Annotated in this window: 18 protein-coding genes; 11 read left to right on the forward strand and 7 right to left on the reverse strand. The window is 73.2% G+C overall.

The window, feature by feature from the left end; all coding sequences use genetic code 11:
• Positions 1–155 precede the first annotated feature (155 nt).
• Together IAG43_RS08390 and IAG43_RS08395 are read left to right on the forward strand one after the other, a co-directional pair.
• Positions 156–974, forward strand: coding sequence for a MerR family transcriptional regulator (locus tag IAG43_RS08390; protein ID WP_187740130.1), 819 nt, complete (start codon positions 156–158; stop codon positions 972–974).
• Positions 975–1,016: 42 nt separating this feature from the next.
• Positions 1,017–1,982, forward strand: a complete 966-nt coding sequence (locus IAG43_RS08395) for a helix-turn-helix transcriptional regulator (protein ID WP_187740131.1) — start codon at positions 1,017–1,019, stop codon at positions 1,980–1,982.
• Between the two features lie 39 nt (positions 1,983–2,021).
• Here the strand turns inward: IAG43_RS08395 and IAG43_RS08400 are convergent, their stop codons facing one another.
• Complete coding sequence (locus IAG43_RS08400; RefSeq protein WP_187740132.1) at positions 2,022–3,020, reverse strand: SDR family oxidoreductase; 999 nt, start codon at positions 3,018–3,020, stop codon at positions 2,022–2,024.
• A 127-nt stretch (positions 3,021–3,147) separates the two neighbouring features.
• On the opposite strand from IAG43_RS08400, the gene IAG43_RS08405 reads away from it, so the two are divergent.
• Positions 3,148–3,669, forward strand: a complete 522-nt coding sequence (locus IAG43_RS08405; protein WP_187744352.1) for a DUF4240 domain-containing protein — start codon at positions 3,148–3,150, stop codon at positions 3,667–3,669.
• Positions 3,670–3,846: 177 nt separating this feature from the next.
• On the opposite strand, the gene IAG43_RS08410 is transcribed toward IAG43_RS08405, so the two are convergent.
• Positions 3,847–4,377 (reverse strand): GNAT family N-acetyltransferase, encoded by a 531-nt coding sequence (locus tag IAG43_RS08410; protein ID WP_187740133.1) that lies wholly within the window; start codon positions 4,375–4,377, stop codon positions 3,847–3,849.
• A 101-nt stretch (positions 4,378–4,478) separates the two neighbouring features.
• Between IAG43_RS08410 and IAG43_RS08415 the strand changes: the two genes are divergently transcribed.
• Entirely contained in the window at positions 4,479–5,378 is a 900-nt protein-coding gene (locus IAG43_RS08415; protein ID WP_187740134.1) for a TIGR01777 family oxidoreductase, read from the forward strand.
• A gap of 243 nt (positions 5,379–5,621) precedes the next feature.
• Entirely contained in the window at positions 5,622–6,926 is a 1,305-nt protein-coding gene (locus tag IAG43_RS08420; protein ID WP_187740135.1) for an NAD(P)/FAD-dependent oxidoreductase, read from the forward strand.
• 545 nt (positions 6,927–7,471) lie between these two features.
• On the opposite strand, the gene IAG43_RS08425 is transcribed toward IAG43_RS08420, so the two are convergent.
• Positions 7,472–8,920 carry an NsdA family TPR-like regulatory protein gene (locus tag IAG43_RS08425; RefSeq protein ID WP_187740136.1) on the reverse strand — a complete coding sequence of 483 codons (1,449 nt, stop codon included), beginning with the start codon at positions 8,918–8,920 and terminating at the stop codon, positions 7,472–7,474.
• A gap of 343 nt (positions 8,921–9,263) precedes the next feature.
• On the opposite strand from IAG43_RS08425, the gene lipB reads away from it, so the two are divergent.
• The 4 genes from lipB to IAG43_RS08445 all read left to right on the forward strand — a co-directional run bounded on the left by lipB (position 9,264) and on the right by IAG43_RS08445 (position 12,727).
• Positions 9,264–10,061, forward strand: a complete 798-nt coding sequence (gene lipB, locus IAG43_RS08430; RefSeq protein ID WP_187740137.1) for a lipoyl(octanoyl) transferase LipB — start codon at positions 9,264–9,266, stop codon at positions 10,059–10,061.
• Positions 10,062–10,208: 147 nt separating this feature from the next.
• Positions 10,209–11,162 (forward strand): lipoyl synthase, encoded by a 954-nt coding sequence (gene lipA, locus IAG43_RS08435; protein WP_187740138.1) that lies wholly within the window; start codon positions 10,209–10,211, stop codon positions 11,160–11,162.
• A gap of 628 nt (positions 11,163–11,790) precedes the next feature.
• Complete coding sequence (locus IAG43_RS08440) at positions 11,791–12,000, forward strand: SCO2195 family GlnR-regulated protein (protein WP_187740139.1); 210 nt, start codon at positions 11,791–11,793, stop codon at positions 11,998–12,000.
• 19 nt (positions 12,001–12,019) lie between these two features.
• A complete protein-coding gene (locus tag IAG43_RS08445) occupies positions 12,020–12,727 on the forward strand; it encodes a DUF4191 domain-containing protein (protein ID WP_147990187.1) in 708 nt (235 codons plus the stop codon).
• A 105-nt stretch (positions 12,728–12,832) separates the two neighbouring features.
• Here IAG43_RS08445 and IAG43_RS08450 read toward each other — a convergent pair whose 3' ends face one another.
• Positions 12,833–13,300: an RDD family protein gene (locus tag IAG43_RS08450; RefSeq protein WP_187740140.1), complete on the reverse strand. Its 468-nt coding sequence runs from the start codon at positions 13,298–13,300 to the stop codon at positions 12,833–12,835.
• Between the two features lie 220 nt (positions 13,301–13,520).
• On the opposite strand from IAG43_RS08450, the gene glnA reads away from it, so the two are divergent.
• Positions 13,521–14,930 (forward strand): type I glutamate--ammonia ligase, encoded by a 1,410-nt coding sequence (gene glnA / locus IAG43_RS08455; RefSeq protein ID WP_147990185.1) that lies wholly within the window; start codon positions 13,521–13,523, stop codon positions 14,928–14,930.
• Positions 14,931–15,044: 114 nt separating this feature from the next.
• On the opposite strand, the gene IAG43_RS08460 is transcribed toward glnA, so the two are convergent.
• Both IAG43_RS08460 and IAG43_RS08465 read right to left on the reverse strand, forming a co-directional pair.
• Positions 15,045–19,565, reverse strand: a complete 4,521-nt coding sequence (locus IAG43_RS08460) for a trypsin-like peptidase domain-containing protein (RefSeq protein WP_187740141.1) — start codon at positions 19,563–19,565, stop codon at positions 15,045–15,047.
• 31 nt (positions 19,566–19,596) lie between these two features.
• Entirely contained in the window at positions 19,597–19,908 is a 312-nt protein-coding gene (locus IAG43_RS08465; RefSeq protein WP_187740142.1) for a trypco2 family protein, read from the reverse strand.
• A gap of 154 nt (positions 19,909–20,062) precedes the next feature.
• Between IAG43_RS08465 and IAG43_RS08470 the strand changes: the two genes are divergently transcribed.
• Positions 20,063–20,926 (forward strand): MOSC domain-containing protein, encoded by an 864-nt coding sequence (locus tag IAG43_RS08470; protein WP_187740143.1) that lies wholly within the window; start codon positions 20,063–20,065, stop codon positions 20,924–20,926.
• Positions 20,927–20,941: 15 nt separating this feature from the next.
• Here the strand turns inward: IAG43_RS08470 and IAG43_RS08475 are convergent, their stop codons facing one another.
• Positions 20,942–21,217 (reverse strand): hypothetical protein, encoded by a 276-nt coding sequence (locus IAG43_RS08475; RefSeq protein WP_187740144.1) that lies wholly within the window; start codon positions 21,215–21,217, stop codon positions 20,942–20,944.
• Between the last annotated feature and the right edge of the window lie 2 nt (positions 21,218–21,219).

Genomic DNA, 21,219 nt, shown 5'->3' on the forward strand with positions numbered 1-21,219 from the left:
CGGGCCGGCGCGGGGTCCCCCGGGCGGGCCCGCCGGACCCCGGACCGGCGGCGGGGGCGACGCCCGCCGCCGGCTGCGGGGGACGATGCCCGACCCTGGCTCCGGGGTCGATGCTTGACCCTGACACCGTGTGAACCCGTGCAGTGGGAGACGTCATGTTCACCATCGGAGACTTCGCCAGGCACGGCCGCGTGTCGGCCCGGATGCTGCGTCATTACGACGCCATCGGGCTGCTGCGTCCCGAACGCACCGACCCTTTCACCGGCTACCGCCACTACTCGGCGGCCCAGCTCGACCGGCTCAACCGCATCGTCGCGCTCAAGGATCTCGGCTTCACGCTGGAGCAGGTGCGCCGCATCCTCGAGGACCGGCCGGGCACGGAGGAACTGCGCGGGATGCTCGCACTGCGCCGGGCCGAACTGGAGGAGGCCGTGGCCGCGTCGGCGGCACGGCTGAAGCAGGTCGAGGCGAGGCTCCGGTCCATCGAGAGCGAGGGGCAGATGCCCACCCAGGACATCATGATCAAGAGCATCCCCGCGGTGCGCGTCGCCGAACTGTCGGGCACCGCGGCGAGTTTCCGCCCGGAGCACATCGGCCCGGTGATCGGCCCGCTGTACGAGGAGCTGTACCGCCGGCTGCGCGCGGCGGGCGTCGACCCGTGCGGCCCGGGCGTCGCGTACTACGAGGACGTTCCCGGGGGCGGCGGCGCCGTCCGCGTCCACGCGGGCTGCACGGTGCCCCACGGCACCGCCGCGGGGCCGGACTTCGAGGTCGCCGACCTGCCCGCCGTCGAGCGCGCGGCGACCATCGTGCACCGCGGCGCGATGGACGACGTGCTGACGACGGAGCAGGCGCTGGCCCGGTGGATCGACGCCGGCGGCCACCGGTCCGCCGGGTACCCGCGGGAGGTGTACCTGGAGTGCCCGCCCGACACGGCGGCGTGGGTGACCGAGCTCCAGGAGCCGCTCGCCTGAGCCCCGCCGCTGCCGGCGGCCGGGCTGCGCCATGATGAGCGCATGCGCGCTGCCCGGCTGATCAGGATGGTGCTGCTGCTCCAGTCGCGGGACGTCATGACGGCGGCCGAACTGGCGCGGGAGCTGGAGGTGTCCGAACGTACCGTCGCCCGGGACGCCCTCTCCCTGTCGGAGGCGGGCATCCCGGTCTACGCGGACCGGGGGCGCACCGGCGGCTACCGGCTGATCGGCGGCTACCGCACCCGGCTGACGGGCCTCGGCCGGGACGAGGCGGCGGCGCTGTTCCTCTCCGGACTGCCGGGCGCGCTGCGGGAGATGGGGCTTCAGGACGCGGCGTCGGCGGCACGGCTCAAGGTGTCGGCGGCGCTGGTCCCGGCGCTGAGCGACGCCTCCGAGTCCGCCGCGCAGCGCTTCCATCTCGACGCCCCGGGCTGGTACCAGGAGCCGAGCACGCCGCCGCTGCTCCCGGTCCTCGCGCGGGCGGTGTGGAGCGACCGGTGCGTCCGGGCGGTGTACCGGCGCAGGGACGGCGACGTGGAGCGCGAGCTGGAGCCGTACGGGCTGGTGCTGAAGGCGGGCGTCTGGTACCTGTGCGCCCGTGCCGACGGCACGCCCCGGGTGTACCGGATCGACCGGTTCGTCTCGGCGGAGGCCGCCGGGGAGGGCTTCGACCGTGACGAGGACTTCGACCTGCCGTCGTTCTGGTCGGAGCGCGCGGAGTCGTTCGCCCGCTCGCTGCTGCGCTCGGAGGTGGTCGTGCGGGTGACCGGTGACGGCGCCCGGCGGCTGCCCCATGTGACGGACCGTGCGGCGGCCGAGGAGGCCCTGGCCGCCGCCGGCCCCCCGGACGCCGGGGGCCGGGTGACGCTGACGCTGCCGGTGGAGTCGCCGGAGGTGGCGTACACCCAACTGCTGTCCCTGGGACCGGAGGTGGAGGTCCTCGGCCCGCCGGAGCTGCGGGAGCGGTTCGTCCGGGCGGCGGCCGGGCTGCGCGACCTCTACGGCTGAGGCGGCCGGCCGGGCGCGGAGGGCCGGCGGGCGGCCGGGTCAGCGGTAGTCGGCGGCCGAGGGGTTCTCGCCGGCCTTCTCCGCCAGCATGAACCCCCACACGTCGGGCCGGCTGCCGTCGGCGTCGGTGACGCCGTACTCCCTGGCCAGCCGCCCGCTGTCGAGGGAGAGTCCGTTCCAGCGGGCGCGCCCGGGGTCGGCGGCGAGGGCCGCGATGCCGCGTCCGACGTAGACGGGCGACTCGGACAGCTCCCAGTGCCGCTGCTTCTCGATGCCGTCCCGCCAGGTCTCCTCGGTGAGTTCGAAGTGGTCGAGCATCTCCTCGGACCGGAGGAAGCCCGGGGTGACCGCGACGGCCGCGCAGCCGGCCGGCCGCAGTTCCTCGCCGAGGTTGTACGCCATGCGGATCGGGATGTTCTTGGCGAGGTCGTAGTAGAAGTTCTCGCGGTACTCCTTGTTGGTCTCGGCCGTGCCGTCGGTGACCTCGACGACCAGCCCGCCGGGGTTCCGTACCAGCAGGGGCAGGGCGATGGCGGCGGTGATGATGTGGGTGCGGGTGCCGAGGTCGATCATGCGCAGGCCCCGGTCGAGGTCCACGTCCCACATCAGGGTGTCGAAGTCGAGCAGCCGGTTCCCGCCCCAGACGTCGTTGACCAGGATGTCGAGCCGGCCGTGGTCGCGGTCGATCCGGGCGACGAGCGCCCTGACCCGGTCCGCCTCCAGATGGTCGGTGGGCACGGCGATCCCCTCGCCGCCGGCCGCGGTCACCAGCTCCGCGGTCTCCTCGACGGTCTCCGTCGGGCGCCCCATCTCGCTCACCCGCTCCCGGGTGGTGCGGCCGGTGGCGTACACGGTCGCACCGGCGGCGCCGAGGGCGACGGCGATGGCCCGGCCGGCGCCGCGGGTGGCACCGGCCACCAGGGCGATCCTGCCGGTGAGCGGCTTGTCCGGGGGCGCCGTCACGGTGCCGGCGGCGTGCGGGGCGGGGGCGGCGGCCGGGTGGCCGGTACGGGTCCGGGACGTCTCGTTCGTGGTCATGCACCGACCGTCGCACGGATACCGGACACCTTCTGTCCGGCTTTCCGGACGGGTCGCGCGGATGCCCCGGAGCGGCGCCGGGCCCCCGCGTGCGCGTCCCCACGGGAGCCGTGATGCTTGTCCCGTGATGGACGAGACGGAGTTCTGGGAGATCGTCGACGGCACCCGCGAGGCCGCCGGCGGCGATCCGGACGAGCACGCCGACCTCCTCGTGGAGCGGCTCCTGCGGCTCGACCCCGACGCCGTGCTGGACTTCGCCCGCCATTTCGAGGCCCGGTGGAACCGCTCGTACACCTGGGACCTGTGGGCGGCCGCGGCGGTGCTCCTCGGGGGTGCGGGCGACGACGCGTTCGACGCGTTCCGCTGCTGGCTGATCGGGCGGGGCCGGGAGGTCTTCGAGGGGGGCGTCCACGAGCCGGACAGCCTGGCGGAACTGCTGGCGGACTTCGACGAGGACGTCGACGGGGACGGGGAGGAGCTGGGGTACGCGGCGGACGAGGCGTACGAGCGGCTGACCGGTGTCGATGCGCCGGACCTCGGCATCCCCCCGCAGCCGGCCGAGCCCGCCGGCACCCCGCTCGACGTCGACGACGACGCCGCCCTGGCACGCCGCCTCCCGAGCCTGTGGGACCGCTTCGGCACGGCCTGAACGCGGCGGTCCGCTGCCCGGGGCGTGTGACGGGGGCTCCCGTGCCGGGGTGGGGTTCGTGTCCCGGGCGCGGGGTTCGTGTGCCCGCCGCGCGGTGCGTGTGCCGGGCTTCCGGTTCCGGGGCGGGGCTCCGGTGCCGGGCGGGTTCCGGTCCCGGTGCGCAGGCGCGCGGCGCGGTCAGCGCGGGAGCGCGCGGCCCATCAGGACGTCGTCCACGTAGCGCCCGTCGAGGTGGAACTCCCCCGGCAGCACGCCCTCCACCGCGAAGCCCTCGGAGGCGTAGAGCGCCCGCGCGGGCGCGTTGTGGCCGAGCACGCGCAGGGTGATGCGGACGGCGCCCTGCCGGACGGCCTCGTCACAGGCCGCCCGCAGCAGCGCCCGTCCCACGCCCCGGCCGCGGGCCTCGCCCGCGACCGCCAGGCCCTGTATCTGGCGCACGTGCCGGTTGCACTCCAGCGGGGTGGGGGCGACCAGGCGTATGTAGCCGAGCACCGTGCCGTCGGCGTCCTCGGCGACCAGCACGTCCCGCGCGTGGTGGGCCTCGTCGAAGAACGGCTCGTACGGCGGCTGCGGGCGCGGGGTCACGGCGTGCAGCGGCGACCAGGTCGCGCGGTCGAGTCCGCCGAGCGCTGCGTCGTCGGACAGGAGCGCGGGGCGGACCGTGAAGGCCCCCGCACGCGGGGCGGGACCGGTGGGCTCGGCTGGCATGCGGCCACTGTGCCACGCGCCCCGCCACGGGCGCCGCCCCCTTTCCGCCCCGCCGGGCGCTCACACGCGGAACACCGGGGCGCCTGGGGCACGATGGGGGCATGCAGAAATCTCGCATCGCCGTCACCGGCGCCTCCGGGCTCATCGGCAGGGCGCTCGTGCGCTCCCTGCGCGCCGACGGACATGAGGTGGTGCGCCTGGTGCGCGGCACCCCGCGCGCCGACGACGAGGTGGCGTGGGACCCCAAGCGGCAGTACGTGGACACGGCCGGTCTCGTGGGCTGCGACGGCGTCGTGCACCTCGCGGGCGCGGGCGTCGGGGACCACCGCTGGACCGAGGAGTACCGCCGGGAGATCCGGGACAGCCGGGTGCTCGGCACCGCGGCCGTCGCGGAGGCCCTGGCCTCGCTGGACGACCCGCCGCGCGTGCTGGTCAGCGGCAGCGCGGTCGGCTATTACGGGGAGACCGGCGACCGCGCCGTGGACGAGGACGCGCCGCCGGGGAGCGGCTTCCTGCCGGAGGTGTGCGTCGAGTGGGAGGAGGCGGCGGCGCCGGCGCAGGAGGCGGGCGTGCGCACCGTCTTCGCCCGCACCGGGCTGGTCGTCTCACGGGAAGGGGGCGCGTGGGGCCGCATGTTCCCCCTGTTCCGGGCGGGACTCGGGGGGCGGCTGGGCAGCGGGCGGCAGTACTGGAGCTTCATCGCGCTGCACGACGAGGTGGCGGCGCTGCGGCACGCGCTGGACACGGCGTCCCTGTCGGGGCCCGTGAACCTGACCGCGCCGGAGCCGGTGACGAACCGTGAGGTCACCAAGGCGATGGGCCGGGTGCTCGGCCGGCCCACCCTGTTCGCGGTGCCCGAACCGGCCCTGCGGCTGGCGCTGGGCGGGATGGCCTCGGACGTGCTGAGCAGTCAGCGGGCGCTGCCCGTACGGCTGCTGGAGTCCGGATTCACCTTCGCCTTCCCGCGCGTCGAGGACGCGATCGCCGCGGCACTGCGCTGAGGCGCGTCCCCCGTGCGCGGACCGGTCGGCGCTCACCACCGCCGGGGCGCCGGGGGCGTGCGCCCCCGCGCTCCGGTGACCCGTGGCGTGCGCGACTGCGCGGCGGCGCGACGGCTGCCTAGGCTCGACTCCGACTCGGGTATCGCTCGGGCCTGTTGGGGGCATGACCCTCCCACCAGCCGCGCCGGCCTCGGGGAGGGGCATGTGCTCAGCACCGCATCGCAAGCGGAGGACGCGCATCACATGGATCACGTGGACGTCGTCGTCGTGGGGGCCGGGCTCGCCGGACTCGCGGCGGCCCATCGACTGACCAGCGCCGGAGTGCGGGTCGGCGTCCTGGAGGCCGCCCCCGTGGTGGGCGGCGCGACAGCAACCGAGCGGATCGACGGATTCCGCCTCGACCGCACCAGTGCGCTGCTGAGCAGCGCCTATCCGGAGCTGCGCCGGGTGGCGGCCCTCCGGGACCTCCCGCTGGCGACCTTCTCGCCCGGGGTGCTCGTGCACCAGGGCGGGCGGCTGCAGCGGACCGGCGAGACGGGGAGCACGCCCTTCGCCCTGCGCGGCATGGGGGGAGCCTTCACCGTGGCGCGCGCCCTCGCGAGCGCCCCCCGGCCGCGTCAGCTGGACCAGGCCCGGCTGAGCGCGTCCCTGGCCCGCCTGGCGGGCACGCCGGTGCGCCGGCTGCTCGCCCGGCCCGAGCGTCCGGTGGCCGACGCGCTGTACGGCCGGGGCCTGCCCGCGCGCACGGTCCACGGCTTTCTGCACCCCCTGCTGGCGGCGCTCCTCGCCGACCCGGAGCTGTCGACGTCCAGCCGCTGCGCCGACCTGGTGCTGCGCGGATACGCGCGGGGCAGGCTCTGCGTCCCGGCGGGCGGTGCGGGCGCCCTGCCGCTGCACCTCGCCGGCTCCCTGCCGAAGGGCACGGTGCGGACCGGCGTCAGGGTCACGGAGGTGGCGGTGAACCGTGTCACGACCGAGGAGCACGGCGAGATCTCCTGCCGTGCCGTGCTGGTCGCCACGGGCGGCCCGGCCGCTGCCGGGCTGCTGCCGGGGCTCCGGGTGCCGTCGTACCGCCCGCTGACCGTGGTGCACCACGCGGCGCCCGAACCGCCGGCGACCGGACCGTCCCTGGTGCTCGACGCGGACCGCGGCGGGCCGGTGGCGTACACCGCCGTGATGAGCGAGGTCGATCCGCTGCGCGCGCCCGGCGGCCGGGCCCTGGTCTCGTCCACCGTGCTGGGCGCACCTCCCGCCGACGCCGACCGCGCGGTGCGGCGGCACCTCTCCTCGCTGTACGGGACGCCGACGGACGACTGGGAGCTGCTGGCCGTCCACCACGACCCCGAGGCGGTGGCGTCGATGCCGGCGCCCCACGATCCGCGCCGCCCGGTGCGGCTGCTGGCCGGCCTCTACGTCTGCGGCACCCACCGGGACACGGCGACGGTGCAGGGCGCCCTCTTCTCCGGCCGCCGCGCGGCGCAGGCGGTCCTGTCCGACTTCGGGATCCGCGACGACAGGGCGCCGGCCGCGCTGACGGCGGCCGCCTGAGGGGACGGCGGACGGGCGGTCCCGGGCAGGCCTGCGGGGCCGCCGCGCCCGGCGTCCGCCGGGTGCGCGGGCACACGCTCCGGCCACCGCCGAAACGGGCCTCCGGCCGGGGCGCGGGAAGGCGAGCGGTCCGGGCAGGCGGCCGCCGGGGCGCCGGGGCCGCGACTACGGCCGGGGTCCGGAGCCCCGGCCGTACCGCTGGGAGATCCGGGACGTGCCCCGGCCCCGCGCCCCGCGCCCGCGAGGGCTGAAGGACGCCGGCGAGGGCCGCGTCTCATGCCGGCCCCCGCGCCCGCGAGGTGCACGATCCGGTCGCGCCCCTCGCAGCCGAACCGGACCGGCGGTGTCGACGCGACTCCGCCCGGGTCCCCGTCGCACGCCACCTCGTCGTCGTCGGCGCGTGCGGGGTGCGGCGCACCCGTGTGCCGCCTCGTGTCCGCGGGGAGCGCGCGGGTGCCCTGCGCCCGGGGGCTCCCCGCCCTGCCGTCCCGCCCGGCGGCCGGCGGCCCGCACCGCCCGCGCCCCGCCGACACCGCGCTATCGCGCTACCGCAGGGCCGAGACCCGGTCCCGGTAGGTGCGGACGGGTCCTGCGTCCCGGTACGGCTCCAGGCGCCGCTCGAACTCGCGCACGTACTCCGACGCCCGTGCGGAACGCATCTCGGACGCCTGAAGGGCCGCCTCGGCCCCCAGGGCGCACGCCTGCTCCAGTTCGCCGAGGCCGAGGCGTGAGGTGGCGAGGACGACACGGGTGAAGAGCCGGCTGCGGGCGAGCGCGGGGGCGCGCAGCTGGAGGGAGCGCTCCGCGTGCTGGACCGCCGACCGGTACTGCTGGAGGTCGCGGTGGCAGTGCCCGATCTCGTCGGCGAGCTGGCCCTCGTCGACGCCCCGGGCCCAGTGCGGTACGTCGTCGCCGGGCCGTGCCGCGTCGAGGGCGCGCTCCGCGCGGGCGAGCGCGGCGTTGCAGGCCCGGGGTTCGCCGAGCACCGCGTGGCCGCGGGCCTCGGCGGCGTGCAGCAGCGTCTGGACCAGGGGCGGGGCGGCGGAGCCGACCCCCTGCTGGGCGACCCTGGTCAGCTGCACGGCCTCCCTCCCGTGCCCGAGGTAGACGGCCTGGCGGCTCATGGTGACGAGGACGTAGCTGCCGTACGCGCGGTCGCCCGCGGCCTGGGACAGCCGGAGCGCCTGGACGTAGTACCGCTGGGCGAGGCCGTGCGCCGCCATGTCGTACGAGGTCCAGCCGGCCAGCCTGGTCAGGTCGGCGGCGGCCGCGAAGAGGCGGCGGCCGAGCGTCTCCCCGTAGGTGCCGCGCAGCATCGGCTCGGCCTCGTGCTCCAGGTAGCGCACCAGGGCCTGGCGGGCGTGGCCGCCGCCGTAGGCGTGGTCGAGCGCGCGGAAGAGCTCGCCGACCGAGCGGAGCGCGGAGACGTCGCCGCCGGAGACCTTCTGGCCCGGCCCTCGCTCGGTGCCCCGCTGGCGCGGCACCGAGATGCGGGTGCCCTGGGCGGGCACCCGCCCGGAGCCCGGGGGCGCGGGTTCGCCGCGGCCGACGCGTTCGTCCGCGCGCCCGATCAGCCAGTCGCGGCTGGGGACGACCAGCCCGGCCGGGGTGAAGGCGATCTTGCTCAGCTCGGCGTGGTTGCCGGAGTCCTTGCGCCACAGGCCGCTGACGATGTCGACGGCCTCCTCGGGGGTGGCCGCGAACTCCAGACCCGCGTAGACCGGGGCGCACGCGTCGAGCCCGAGGTCCTGGGCCGACAGGCGGCGGCCGAGTCTGCGGGTGAAGACCTCGGCGATCAGGGCCGGGGTCGTGCCGCGCGGCTGCTGCCCGCGCAGCCAGCGGGTGACCGAGGTCTTGTCGTAGCGCAGGTCGAGACCGTGTTCGAGGCCGAGCTGGTCGACTCTGCGGGCGAGCCCGGCATGGGAGAAGCCTGCTTCTGCGATGAGCGCGGCGAGCTGCCGGTTCGGCGTGCGCTGCGGGGCTCGTTCCGTCATCTGCTGTCGGGTCTCCTGCCTTCCGGGCCGGGAGCAGCCCCTCAATGAACGGCGCGAATTTAGCGGCCCGACCGGCCCTTTCCGCCGCCTTCGCCCCACATTCATCCGATCGTGTGAGGATTGATGGCGTCACCGCCCGTGGCGCTGACGGAGTTCACCGGACCTGCACATGCGGGCCGCACTGCGGTCCGTGCGGGATCCCGTGCCTGACGCCGTGCCGGATCCCGCACCGGGTCCCGTGCCGGACCTGCGGGAATCCACCTGCCCGGAGAGGTGTCCTTGCGCCGCCGTACAGTGGCTGGGTCCGGCCATCGCCGGACGGAGGTTCGAGGGAGGCACAGCCGTGAGTGAGCTGCGGTTCGTCCGACTGGGGTTCGGCGACGACGCCGTCGAGTACCGGGAGGCATGGCAGAAGCAGCGCGAGATCCACGCCGCCCGCTTCGCCGACGAGATCCCCGACACCTGTCTGCTCCTGGAGCACCCGCCCGTCTACACGGCCGGACGACGCACGGAGGAGAGCGAGCGCCCCCTCGACGGCACCCCCGTCGTCGACGTGGACCGCGGCGGCAAGATCACCTGGCACGGTCCCGGCCAGCTGGTGGGCTATCCGATCCTCAAGCTGCCGCGCCCGGTGGACGTGATCGCCCATGTGCGGCGGCTGGAGGACGCGCTCATCGCCACGTGCACCGACTTCGGGCTGGCGACCTCGCGGATCGAGGGGCGCAGCGGCGTGTGGGTGCTGGGCGACCCGGTGGAGCAGCGCCCGTCCCTCGGCGGGCTGTCGCTGGACTTCGACCCGCGGCTGCACGACGAGGAGTTCGACGCGCGGCTGAACGGCCCGGAGTACGCGCCTTCGAACGCCGGGCAGCGCCGGGAGGACCGGAAGCTGGCGGCGATCGGCATCCGGATCGCGAAGGGCGTCTCGATGCACGGCTTCTCGCTCAACGTGAACCCGGACAACACCTGGTTCGACCGGATCGTGCCCTGCGGCATCCGCGACGCGGGCGTCGCCTCGCTCGCGGGCGAGCTGGGGCGGGACGTGACCATCGACGAGGTGCTGCCGGTCCTCGAGGGGCACCTGCGGGAGGTGCTGGAGAACGCGGACCCGCAGCCCCGCGCCGTCGAGCGGGCGACCGCCTGAGGGGTCGAGCGGGCCACCGCCCGAGGGCGTGGGCCGCGGTCCCGGGGAATGCACACCCCGGGCCATGGGTTGGCCAAGCGTAAGGCCGCACTTTTATCGGGCGTACTCTGGTGTTCGCCGAAGAATCGAAGCTGTAGGGAGCCGGTCGTGTCCGCAGTCGCACCCGACGGACGCAAGATGCTGCGCCTGGAGGTCCGCAACAGCCAGACCCCCATCGAGCGCAAGCCCGAGTGGATCAAGACCCGGGCGAAGATGGGCCCCGAGTACAACCAGCTGCAGAAGCTGGTGAAGAGCGAGGGCCTGCACACGGTCTGCCAGGAGGCGGGCTGTCCGAACATCTTCGAGTGCTGGGAAGACCGCGAGGCGACCTTCCTGATCGGTGGCGACCAGTGCACCCGGCGCTGCGACTTCTGCCAGATCGACACCGGCAAGCCGCAGGCCCTGGACCGTGACGAGCCCCGCCGCGTGGGCGAGTCCGTGGTCACCATGGACCTGAACTACGCCACGATCACCGGTGTCGCCCGCGACGACCTGGAGGACGGCGGCGCCTGGCTGTACGCGGAGACCGTGCGGCAGATCCACACCATGACGGCGGAGCGGGAGAGCGGCCACACCAAGGTCGAGCTGCTGATCCCCGACTTCAACGCGGTGCCCGAGCAGCTGGCCGAGGTCTTCTCCTCGCGGCCGGAGGTGCTGGCGCACAACGTCGAGACCGTGCCGCGGATCTTCAAGCGGATCCGTCCCGGTTTCCGTTACGAGCGTTCGCTGGAGGTCATCACGCGGGCCCGTGAGGCCGGCCTGGTGACCAAGTCGAACCTGATCCTCGGCATGGGCGAGACCCGCGAGGAGGTCAGCGAGGCGCTGCGGCACCTGCACGACGCCGGCTGCGAGCTGATCACGATCACCCAGTACCTGCGTCCCTCCGTGCGCCACCACCCGGTGGAGCGCTGGGTGAAGCCGCAGGAGTTCGTGGAGCTGAAGGACGAGGCCGACGAGATCGGCTTCTCCGGTGTGATGTCGGGGCCGCTGGTCCGGTCGTCGTACCGGGCGGGACGCCTCTTCCAGCAGGCCATGGAGCGGCGGAGCCGAGCCGCCGCGTAGGGTGCGGGGCCGCCCGAGGAACGAGGGCGGGCACGCGGCCGCAGCACAGGCGAGACACCGCGCGACCACCCGCACAGCGCGGCGGAGCCGAGCCGCCGCGTAGGGTGCGGGGCCGCCCGAGGGACGAGGGCGGGCACGCGGCCGCAGCACAGGCGAGACACCGCGCGACCACCCGCACAGCGCGGCGGAGCCGAGCCGTCGCGTAGGGTGCGGGGCCGCCCGAGGAACGAGGGCGGGCACGCGGCCGCAGCACAGGCGAGACACCGCGCGACCACCCGCACCGCGCGGCGGAGCCGAGCCGCCGCGTAGGGTGCGGGTGCGGACCCGGTCCCGGGGCGCGGTCGGCCGCTCGGTGCGGGCCCGGGGCCCGGAATCTCGACCCCCGCCGACGCCATGTGAATTCAGGCACAAGCAACTACCGCCCAGTAGGAGCGAGTTGAAGGCGGCCCGTCCCCGTCTCCGCAGGTCGGGGCCGGGGGCGGGCCGCCGCCGTGTCGGAGAGCGGCCCGAAGACGTCCGCCCAAACGTTTCATCGCGGTTTGACCGCTCAGTCACGCCCTGGTAACACCGATCTGTGACGCTCGTTGCACGCTCAGCTTCCCCTTCTGCCCACTCCGGGAGTCCCACCATGCAGGCCGCTCCTGTCCGTCCCGTGAACGCCACCGCCATCCCGACCGTGACCGGCGCCCTGCGCGCCATGGAGGCCCTGCTCCTGGGCAGCGGCCAGCGCACCGCCCGCCGCAACGCCTGGGCCGCGGTGCTCGAGGACCGCCGCCGCGCCAAGGACCGCGTCGAGGCCGAGCACGTACTCGAGGCCGTGGCTGCCCGCACTTCGTAGGGCACGTAAACTTCCCCGTATGGCGAGGAAGGCAAAATCAGACAGCAGTGACGCTGCTGCGAACCCCGGGCGACTGAAGCAGATCGCTCTGACGTACAAGATGACCCGAAAGGCCGACCCGAAGGTCGGTCTGGTGGTCGCGGCTGTGGGAATCGTCACCTTCGGTGTCTTCCTCGGGATCGGTTTCCTGATCGGCCACCCCATCTACCTGGGCATCCTGGGCTTCCTTCTCGCCTTCCTGGCGATGGCGATCATCTTCGGCCGCCGTGCCGAGACCGCCGCCTTCGGGCAGATGGAAGGACAGCCGGGCGCGGCCGCGGCCGTCCTGCAGAACGTGGGGCGCGGCTGGACCACGACCCCGGCGGTCGCGATGAACCGCAACCAGGACGTGGTGCACCGCGCGGTCGGCAAGGCCGGCATCGTGCTGGTCGCCGAGGGCAACCCGAACCGGCTGAAGACGCTGGTCGCGGCCGAGAAGAAGAAGATGAACCGCATCGTCGTGGACGTCCCCGTGCACGACATCCTGGTGGGCAACGACGAGGGCCAGGTGCCGCTGAAGAAGGTGCGCACCACCATGCTGAAGCTGCCCCGCGTGCTCACCGGCCCGCAGGTCACCGCCACCAACGACCGGCTGCGCGCGATGGGCGACCTCATGAGCAACATGCCGCTGCCCAAGGGTCCGATGCCGAAGGGCATGCGGATGCCGCGCGGCGGCAAGATGCGCTGACCCGGCACGCCGGCGCGCGTGTACGAGAGAGCCCGCCGGGACGCTGTCCCGGCGGGCTCTCTCGTACACGCGGGACCCGGCGGCCGGTGGCGGCGGGTCCGGGGTCTAGATCCTGACCTGGACCGCTCGGCCGAGGCGGTCGTGCAGACCGCGGCCGTCGCGGTCCCAGACGAGTGCGGGGATCGCGATGCACAGCAGAGCACTGCGCAGGAAGGCCCAGCCGAAGCCGAGGCGGCCGCCGTTCTCCGAGATCACCCGCAGGCCGAAGATCCGCTTGCCGGGGGTGGAGCCGACGGTGCCGACGGTCAGCACCGCCAGGATGAAGAAGATCAGCAGGGCTCGGTTGCCGGTGGCCTGCTGACTACTGTGCGCGAAGAGGCCGTATGCGATCAGGAAGCACAGACCCCAGTCGAGGAAGAGCGCCCCGAAACGCCGCCCGAGCGGGGCGACGGAACCCGGCCCCGACTCCGGCAGCCCGAGGCGCTCGCCCCGGTACCCGAAGTCGACACCCATCTCCTCGGCCGCAGCGCGGGGCCCGGAGAGCCACGATCCGATTGCTTGCCTGTTGTCCACCCGACCACGGTACTGCGCCCGCTTTCGATCACTTCGGCCCGGGTCCCCGGGGGCCGCGGCAGGCCACGGGGCCGCCGTCCCGGTTAACGTCTCCGAAACAAATGGGTCATGCTTGAGAAATCCGGTCTGCCTATGGTCGGGTCCAGCGTGTGCCACCGCACTGGCCGCACGGACGAGCTGCAACCCCGCCCTTCCCCGGGTCGGGAGTAGGAGGAGTTGGATGTTCCAGAACGCCGACGAGGCCAAGAAGTACATCGCCGACAACGACGTGAAGATGGTTGACGTCCGGTTCTGCGACCTTCCGGGCGTCATGCAGCACTTCACGATCCCGGCGACGGCCTTCGACCCGTCGGAGGAGCTGGCGTTCGACGGTTCGTCGATCCGCGGCTTCCAGGCGATCCACGAGTCCGACATGGCGCTCCGCGCCGACCTGTCGACCGCGCGTCTGGACCCGTTCCGCCGCGACAAGACGCTGAACATCAACTTCTTCATCCACGACCCGATCACGGGCGAGCAGTACAGCCGCGACCCGCGCAACATCGCCAAGAAGGCCGAGGCCTACCTCGCCTCCACCGGCATCGCGGACACCGCCTACTTCGGCCCCGAGGCCGAGTTCTACGTCTTCGACTCGGTGCGCTTCAGCACCGCCGCGAACGAGGGCTTCTACCACATCGACTCCGAGGCCGGCGCCTGGAACACCGGCGCGGTCGAGGACAACCGCGGCTACAAGGTCCGTTACAAGGGCGGCTACTTCCCGGCCCCGCCGGTCGACCACTTCGCCGACCTGCGTGCCGAGATCTCCCTGGAGCTGGAGAACGTCGGCCTCCAGGTCGAGCGCCAGCACCACGAGGTCGGCACCGCCGGCCAGGCCGAGATCAACTACAAGTTCAACACGCTGCTCGCCGCGGCCGACGACCTGATGCTCTTCAAGTACATCGTGAAGAACGTCGCCTGGCGCAACGGCAAGACCGCGACCTTCATGCCCAAGCCGATCTTCGGTGACAACGGCTCCGGCATGCACGTCCACCAGTCGCTGTGGCAGGGCGGCTCGCCGCTCTTCTACGACGAGCAGGGCTACGCCGGCCTGTCGGACACCGCCCGCTACTACATCGGCGGCATCCTCAAGCACGCCCCGTCGCTGCTCGCCTTCACCAACCCGACGGTGAACTCCTACCACCGCCTGGTCCCCGGCTTCGAGGCCCCGGTCAACCTGGTCTACTCGCAGCGCAACCGCTCCGCGGCCATGCGCATCCCGATCACGGGCTCGAACCCGAAGGCCAAGCGCGTCGAGTTCCGCGCCCCGGACCCGTCGTCCAACCCGTACCTCGCGTTCTCCGCGCTGCTGCTCGCGGGCCTCGACGGCGTCAAGAACAAGATCGAGCCGGCCGAGCCGATCGACAAGGACCTCTACGAGCTCGCCCCCGACGAGCACGCGAACGTCCCCCAGGTCCCGACCTCCCTCCCGGCGGTCCTCGACGCCCTGGAGGCGGACAACGAGTACCTCCAGGCGGGCGGCGTCTTCACGTCCGACCTGATCGAGACCTGGATCGACTACAAGCGCACCAACGAGATCGCCCCGATCCAGCTGCGCCCGCACCCGCACGAGTTCGAGCTCTACTTCGACCTCTAGACCTCCCGCCGCCGGGCCCCGGGCCCGGTGCAGCAACGGCCCGTGGGCCGCGTTCCCTGCTGGGGAGCGCGGCCCACGGCCCGTTGTTCCATACACACATGCGACCGCGGAGGATCACCCCTGCCCTGGGACGGACAGCGTCTTGAGCAGTTTGCGGGCGGCTTCCCACTCACCGGCGCAGATCTGGTGGAACCGGCCCACGCTGCGCGCGGAGCAGGACTGCAACGCGTCGACGGCCAGGTGCAGCCAGGACGGCTTCTTCTCCGGCCGCCACGAGAACGGATCGGGCGACCGAAGCGCCTCGGCTGCGCAGAGGACGGCCTCGGCCCTCTGGAACAGGTTCACCAGAGACTCCTCGCCCGACCACGACACGAGCAGGACTCGGCAGGCGTCGAAGCAGTCGTACGCACGCTTGGCGGCCTCCGCCGCCGCCTCGGTGGAGCCCGCGGCGAGCAGGACACGGGCATTGCGGAGATAGAGCTGCCCGAGGCCGTAGATGAGGGCCTCGTTGGTGAAGTCCTCGTAGAGCAGGTCGGAGAGCCGCTCGTCGTCGTCACTCCGCTCGGCGGCATCCTCGTCCTGCCGCACACCGCGCTGGCGCTGGAGCCAGCGCCCGATGGTGGTCGTGTAGCCGTCGCTGATGAGGTCGTCGAAGGTGGCGTCCGTGGCCGCCCAGTCCACGGCCTCGCCGAGTTCCAGATTGATGCGCTCGCGGAGAATCGCGACGCGCTGGCGGAAGTACCGGTGCCCCAGGGACTCGGTGAGCTGGTCAGCGGCCCGGTGCAGTGCCGCCGTGCGCGTCGGCCCGCTGGGAAGGTCGTACTGCGCCTGCAGCAGCAGGGATTCGGCGATCGCGATCTGAGCCTGCCGCCGGACATGGCCGTTGCGGGAGCTGCGGACCACGGTCTCGAGGACCTCGACCGCCTCGGCGTTCTCCCACGTGTAGCGGTGCAGCCGGGCCCTGGCCAGACGACGGCGATTGCTGAGCGGCCATTCCTCCTCGGCTCGCCGGTGGACCGCCCACACCGCCGTGTTGTCGACCGGGTTGCCCGCCGTGCGTGAGTGGACCGCGAGCAGCCGGCGGAACTCCCGCTCGAGATCGGCCTCCACCAGGAAGGCGTCGAGCACGTTCCCGTAGCGCTTCCGGTGGCCCTGGAGGTAGCGCAGCCTTTCGTGGTGGACCCGTTCCAGATCCTCCAGCCGGAACCCCTTGCCGGGACTCTGGCTCTCCGCCGCCGCGTAGAGGCTCCGGCCCTGCCGGTGCCATTTCTCCTCGATGCACCACAGATCGAGCAGCGCGTGATCGCGTGAGGTCGTCCGCTGCTCCCTGAGCCACTGTGCAGTCCTGAGGACGGCCTGCCGGAAATCGGATTCGGCGCCCTGCCCGGACGCGGCCCCCGTCCCACCGTCCCAGTCCCCGCGCTGCCGCAGGAGTTGCAGCCAGACGCGGTACGCGTAGGCGCTCGGGCTGTGCCCGACGACGTATTCCACGTGCCGTTCGGCGCGCAGGGTGACCGTCAGTGCCTCCCGCCGGTTCCCGTTCTCCGACAGGGCCCAGGCGTGGAAGCCCAGTGCCTGGCCCAGTTCGACCAGGCCACTCCCCTGGCCGACGGCAGCCTGTTCCCGCAGCGTGCCCTCGTGGCCCAGCAGGAGTCCCACCGCCGAGTGCGCCCCTTCGAGCGTGACGGCGGGGTCCGCCTGCCGGCGGTGGACGTGACGCAGCAGCCGCGTCATCGCCAGGCATGTCGTCAGCGGCCACTCCGCCTGCGGTCCGTAAGCCTCCTCCAGACCTCGGCCGACGGCCCCGAGCAGAGCGATCCGCTCGTCGTCGAATCGGAGCTCCAGGGCGTAGTTCCGCGCCGTCTCCATGCTCCGCCGGGTCCAGACGAAGACCTGATGGATCTGGTCGAGATGCGCCGCGCACGTCGACAGTCCGGTCAGACCGAGCTCCATCGCCGTGCGCAGCGCGGCGGTTCTCTCCTCTCCCGATGTCGTCCGGGCCCTCGCGCGGGCCTGCCGCACGCGGAGGGCCAGGGAGGTGAGTTCGCCCCTGACCGTGTCGGGTTCCGGCAGCTCCGCGAGGAGGTCTCCCGCCCGGCGCAGGTACTCCCCGGCCTCCTCGCCCATGTCGAGCCGTACATCTACGGTGTTGAGGATCCAGGAGACCGTCCAGACGATGCGCCCCACCTTGCCGCTGGTGCGCCGTCGTGCCTGCTCCTCGAGGAGTGGGACGACCTCCTCGCGGATGGAGACGACCTCCGCGTGGCAGCCGAACCGCCGGGCGCCCAGGTACAGGGCGTTGTCGACACCGCGCAGCAGTTGGGTGGGGATGTCCGAGGTGCACGCCCTGAGCGCGCTGCTCGTGGCACGGGCTGCGGCGACGAATCGGTCGTTGTTCTCGGGCGACGGCTCGTCGCGCATGATCAGGTTCAGTTCGGCGACCGCGCTGAAGAGCTGCGCGAGCGCCTCCGTCTCGGGCGCGAGTGATATGTCCGTGCCGGCCTCGGGGTGCACCTCCTGCCTCTCCGCGCGTTCCACGCCCGCGAAGAGCGCCGCCGTGTCGACGAGCACGAAGTCCTGCATCTGCTTCCGCAGCCGCGGGAGCCCGTCGGGCAGTGCGCGGTCCAGCCACCCGTGGGCGAACTCGAGGAACCTCGCGAGTCCCAGCCGGCGGGCTTCCTCCTCCCGCATGTCGGCGTAGGCGAGCACGGCGAGACCGAGCGCCTTCGCTCCCCCTTCCAGCACACGGTCGAGCTCCCGCGCGTCGTGCGCGCACTCCAGCAGGACCGCGCGTTCGACCTCCTTGCACCGAGCGCCCTCGGCACTCGCGAGGGCGACACGGACGAGATTGCGCAGGGCCTCCTGGGTGGCCCGCCCGAGGCGGTACCGCACATCGGCGGGCGCGGTACCGCCGTCGTCGGGCACCTGCCTGCCCAGCACTCCGGAGGCGGTCAGCGCGCTCAGCATGGCCGGGGTGAGGCCCGCGCGTGAGAGCACTGTCTCCGGCAGGGACACCTCCCGGTCCATGGCCCAGACGATCAGCGACGCCAGCGGTCCGGGTGCCCCGTTCTCGGTGATCCGGCAGCCCGCGGTGCCGAAAGCCGAGGTGATGGTGATCCGGCAGGCATCGAGCAGTTCGCATGCGACGACGAGGGAATCCGCGCGGGCTCCGTCGCCGATGTCCTTCTCGGCGTAGCGCTCGGCACCCATCAGCAGGATCTTCGGGCGACGGACCATCGCGTCGTCCGCCTCCGCCAGGACTTCCGCGGCGTCCACGTCGATCCCGAAGTCGTCCAGTGCCGACGTGAGGAGGGCGGCGGCCTCGTCGGGCGCCAGTGACCCGAGCCTGATCGACGGCATCCGCCTGAGCTGCTGATGCCCGTCCGCCTCGATCCTGGTGTTGCTCGCGAGGAAGCTCACGGATCGAGAGAACACCGGGCTCGCCAGCAGGGCGTCCAGGTCCGATTCCAGGTGCTCGGTGGACGTGTTCGCCATGGCGCAGTCGATGACGGCGACGAGCGCGTGATGGCGCACGCTGCTCGCCAGTACCTGGTCGATGAGGTACTCGCGCTTGGCCTCCGGCGAGGTTGTGCTCTCCTCCGTGTAGTGCTCGAGTCCGAAGAGGTCGGCCTCGAGCAGGGTGGAGAGGGCCCTGGAGACCGGGTATCCGCCGCGGCCGCCCGCGACGGACAGGTCGAGGAACAGCCGCGGGAGGGTCCGGGGCAGTGCGTTCCCGAACTCTTTGCGGCGCAGCACATGGGTGAGGAAGGCGGTCTTGCCGACGTGCTCCGGGCCCTCGACGGGGATGAGGCGGCCGTCCGCCACGAAGCGCACGGCCCTGTCGGTCTCGCGGGCGCGGCCGACGAAGCCCGGAGGGGGGAGCGGTGCCGGGACGGGCGGGAAGGGGCGCAGTCCGCCCGCCGGCGAGGCGGGAGCGGGGGCCGGCGGCTCCGGGGCCGTCACCTGCTCGACCGTGACGGCCTCGCCTGACTCGACGAGCTGGTCCCTGAACCCCGGCAGCCGCAGGAGTTCGGCGACGGGGGTCGCCCGCAGCACATCGGCCCTGTCGGTGATGTCGTGGTCGAGGACGAGCACACCCGTGAGGACGGGGCCGCAGAAGAGGGCAGCGCCCGACATGCCGTGCCAGCCCCTCTTGCGGGGAACGGCGCCCGTGACATGGACCGTGAGCAGGCCCGTCTTCATCCCGTGATAAGGGTCCACGGCGCCTCGGACGGGCATCGTGTCCCGTACGGCGTCGTCCCCTTTCTCGGCGTCCGGGAATCCGAGCGCGAGCGCGTCGACGCGCGCTCCGCCGTCCACCCGGCCCCACCGGAGCGGTAGGAGCCCGCGGTGCTCCCACCGAGGGTCGGTCACACGGAGCAGCGCCGCGTCTGCGCCCGGGTCCCGTTCGACGTCGGGCGGCGAGCAGGGCCAGACGATCTCGGCGTCGAACCACTCCTTGCGGCCGTCGAGGACGGACGCGAGGGTACGTATGCGCAGCGTCCCCGCCGGGGCCGCGACGTCTTTGTGGGCGACGTGGTAGGCGGTGAGGACGAGGCCGCTCGCGACCAGGTACCCCGACCCCACCTGCCGTCCCGTCCGCGCGTAGATCTCGACCACACGGTTGTCGTCCACTGGCCCCCCAACCGCTCGCCGGACTGCAGGATCAGGCGGGCTCTTCGTCCGCGTGCGAGGCGATCAGAGCGTCCTTGCCGTCCTCGTCCACCGGTTGCAGGGTCACCTTGATCCGATGGGTTCCGGTGGTGCCGTAGCTGCCCTTCGCCTCGGCGGTCCAGGGCAGGACGAGGACCTTGAGCCTTCCCTCGGCCTGCTTCTTGACCTCGACGGCGAACTCCATCTCGACCGGACCTGCCCTGAACTTCAGCTTCTCGTCCCGACCGGCGTCCATGGCGGTGGTCAATTCGCTGCGGACGGCGGAGACGGCTTCAGCCAGTCCCACCCACGGCTCGTGGCCCATGCGGCCTCCTCACGGCTTCGAATGGCACCTGTTCGGCCATCAAGTCGATTTGTACGCATGCTAGTTCACGGCGCCGAAATCCGGAGCCGAAGCGGTCCGGCGGCCGTCCGGCGCACCCCGCCCGGCTGCCGCGCCGGGCATTACGATCGGGCGCATGGGGATCACGGTTCACGAGCTGACGTACTACCCGGTGAAGGGCTGTGCCGGGACCTCGGTGGAGACGTCGCGGGTGGTGGGGACGGGGCTGGAGCACGACCGGGTGTTCATGGTCGTGGACGCCGTCGACGGGTCGTTCCGCAGTCAGCGCGCGATGCCCGCGATGGCCGCCGTCCGCCCGGCGGTCCGGGACGGCGGGCGGGAGCTCCGGCTGGACGCCGACGGGGCCGGGGAGCTGGTCCTGGAGGTGGATCCCGCAGGGAAGCGGATTCCGGTGTCGCTGTTCGGCACCCCGGTGGGCGACGCCGTCGACCAGGGCGAGGCGGCCGCCGACTGGTTCTCCGAGGTGCTCGGGGCGCCGTCCCGTCTGGTGCGGGTGCGGGACGGGTTCGACCGGGCCGGCTGGGGCGAGACGCCCGGCAGGGCCGCCTTCGCGGACGCGCACGCCCTGCTGGTCGTGTCCCTCGCCTCGCTCGACGGGCTGAACGCGCGGATCGAGGAGGCCGGCGGCACCGGTGTCCCGATGAACCGTTTCCGGCCCAACATCGTGCTGGACGGCTGCGGCGCCCCGCACGACGAGGACCTGATGCGCCGGATCAGCGCCGGGGACGTCGAACTGGCCCACTCCGTCCGGGCGATGCGCTGCGCCGTGCCGATGGTCGACCAGGCCACCGGGCTGCGCGCCGGGCCCGAGCCGGTGCGGACGCTGGCTGCCTACCGGCGGGAGCCCGTGTACGACAACAAGGTCAGCTTCGGTCTGAAGGCGGCCGTGCTCCGCGAGGGCGTGCTGTCCGTCGGGGACGCGGTGGAGGCCGAGTGGTACGCGAACGGGGCGCCCGATCCCGGGCGCCCCGCCTCCTGAGGAGGACGTGACCGGTCAGCGGCCGTAGCGGATCAGGGCCCTGACCATCCGGCAGGTGGTGTCGGACGGGGCGTGCAGGCCGATGCGCTCGGCGGTCGCCCGTATCCGGCGGTTGTCGGCGGTCGCGGGGTGGTAGACGCCCGAGTCGAGCAGGGCGATCGTGAGCCGCATGGCCTTCAGACGGCGGTTGTGGGAGACGTACCACTCGCGCGGCTGTCCGGCGGGGAGCGGCTTCTTCACTGCGGTCGGCGTGGGGAACAGGGGCTCTGTCGTGAGTGTGGCAACGGCCATCG

This window comes from Streptomyces genisteinicus (assembly GCF_014489615.1).
GTDB lineage: Bacteria > Actinomycetota > Actinomycetes > Streptomycetales > Streptomycetaceae > Streptomyces > Streptomyces genisteinicus.

Bases quoted from the DNA above. Each gene is read 5' to 3' on its own strand.
- IAG43_RS08465 (WP_187740142.1), bottom strand. From the start codon at position 19,908: ATGGGCCACGAGCCGTGGGTGGGACTGGCTGAAGCCGTCTCCGCCGTC.
- IAG43_RS08395 (WP_187740131.1), top strand. From the start codon at position 1,017: ATGCGCGCTGCCCGGCTGATCAGGATGGTGCTGCTGCTCCAGTCGCGG.
- IAG43_RS08475 (WP_187740144.1), bottom strand. From the start codon at position 21,217: ATGGCCGTTGCCACACTCACGACAGAGCCCCTGTTCCCCACGCCGACC.
- IAG43_RS08440 (WP_187740139.1), top strand. From the start codon at position 11,791: ATGCAGGCCGCTCCTGTCCGTCCCGTGAACGCCACCGCCATCCCGACC.
- IAG43_RS08470 (WP_187740143.1), top strand. From the start codon at position 20,063: ATGGGGATCACGGTTCACGAGCTGACGTACTACCCGGTGAAGGGCTGT.
- IAG43_RS08445 (WP_147990187.1), top strand. From the start codon at position 12,020: ATGGCGAGGAAGGCAAAATCAGACAGCAGTGACGCTGCTGCGAACCCC.
- IAG43_RS08420 (WP_187740135.1), top strand. From the start codon at position 5,622: ATGGATCACGTGGACGTCGTCGTCGTGGGGGCCGGGCTCGCCGGACTC.
- IAG43_RS08410 (WP_187740133.1), bottom strand. From the start codon at position 4,377: ATGCCAGCCGAGCCCACCGGTCCCGCCCCGCGTGCGGGGGCCTTCACG.
- IAG43_RS08390 (WP_187740130.1), top strand. From the start codon at position 156: ATGTTCACCATCGGAGACTTCGCCAGGCACGGCCGCGTGTCGGCCCGG.
- glnA (WP_147990185.1), top strand. From the start codon at position 13,521: ATGTTCCAGAACGCCGACGAGGCCAAGAAGTACATCGCCGACAACGAC.
- IAG43_RS08405 (WP_187744352.1), top strand. From the start codon at position 3,148: ATGGACGAGACGGAGTTCTGGGAGATCGTCGACGGCACCCGCGAGGCC.
- IAG43_RS08400 (WP_187740132.1), bottom strand. From the start codon at position 3,020: ATGACCACGAACGAGACGTCCCGGACCCGTACCGGCCACCCGGCCGCC.
- IAG43_RS08415 (WP_187740134.1), top strand. From the start codon at position 4,479: ATGCAGAAATCTCGCATCGCCGTCACCGGCGCCTCCGGGCTCATCGGC.
- IAG43_RS08425 (WP_187740136.1), bottom strand. From the start codon at position 8,920: ATGACGGAACGAGCCCCGCAGCGCACGCCGAACCGGCAGCTCGCCGCG.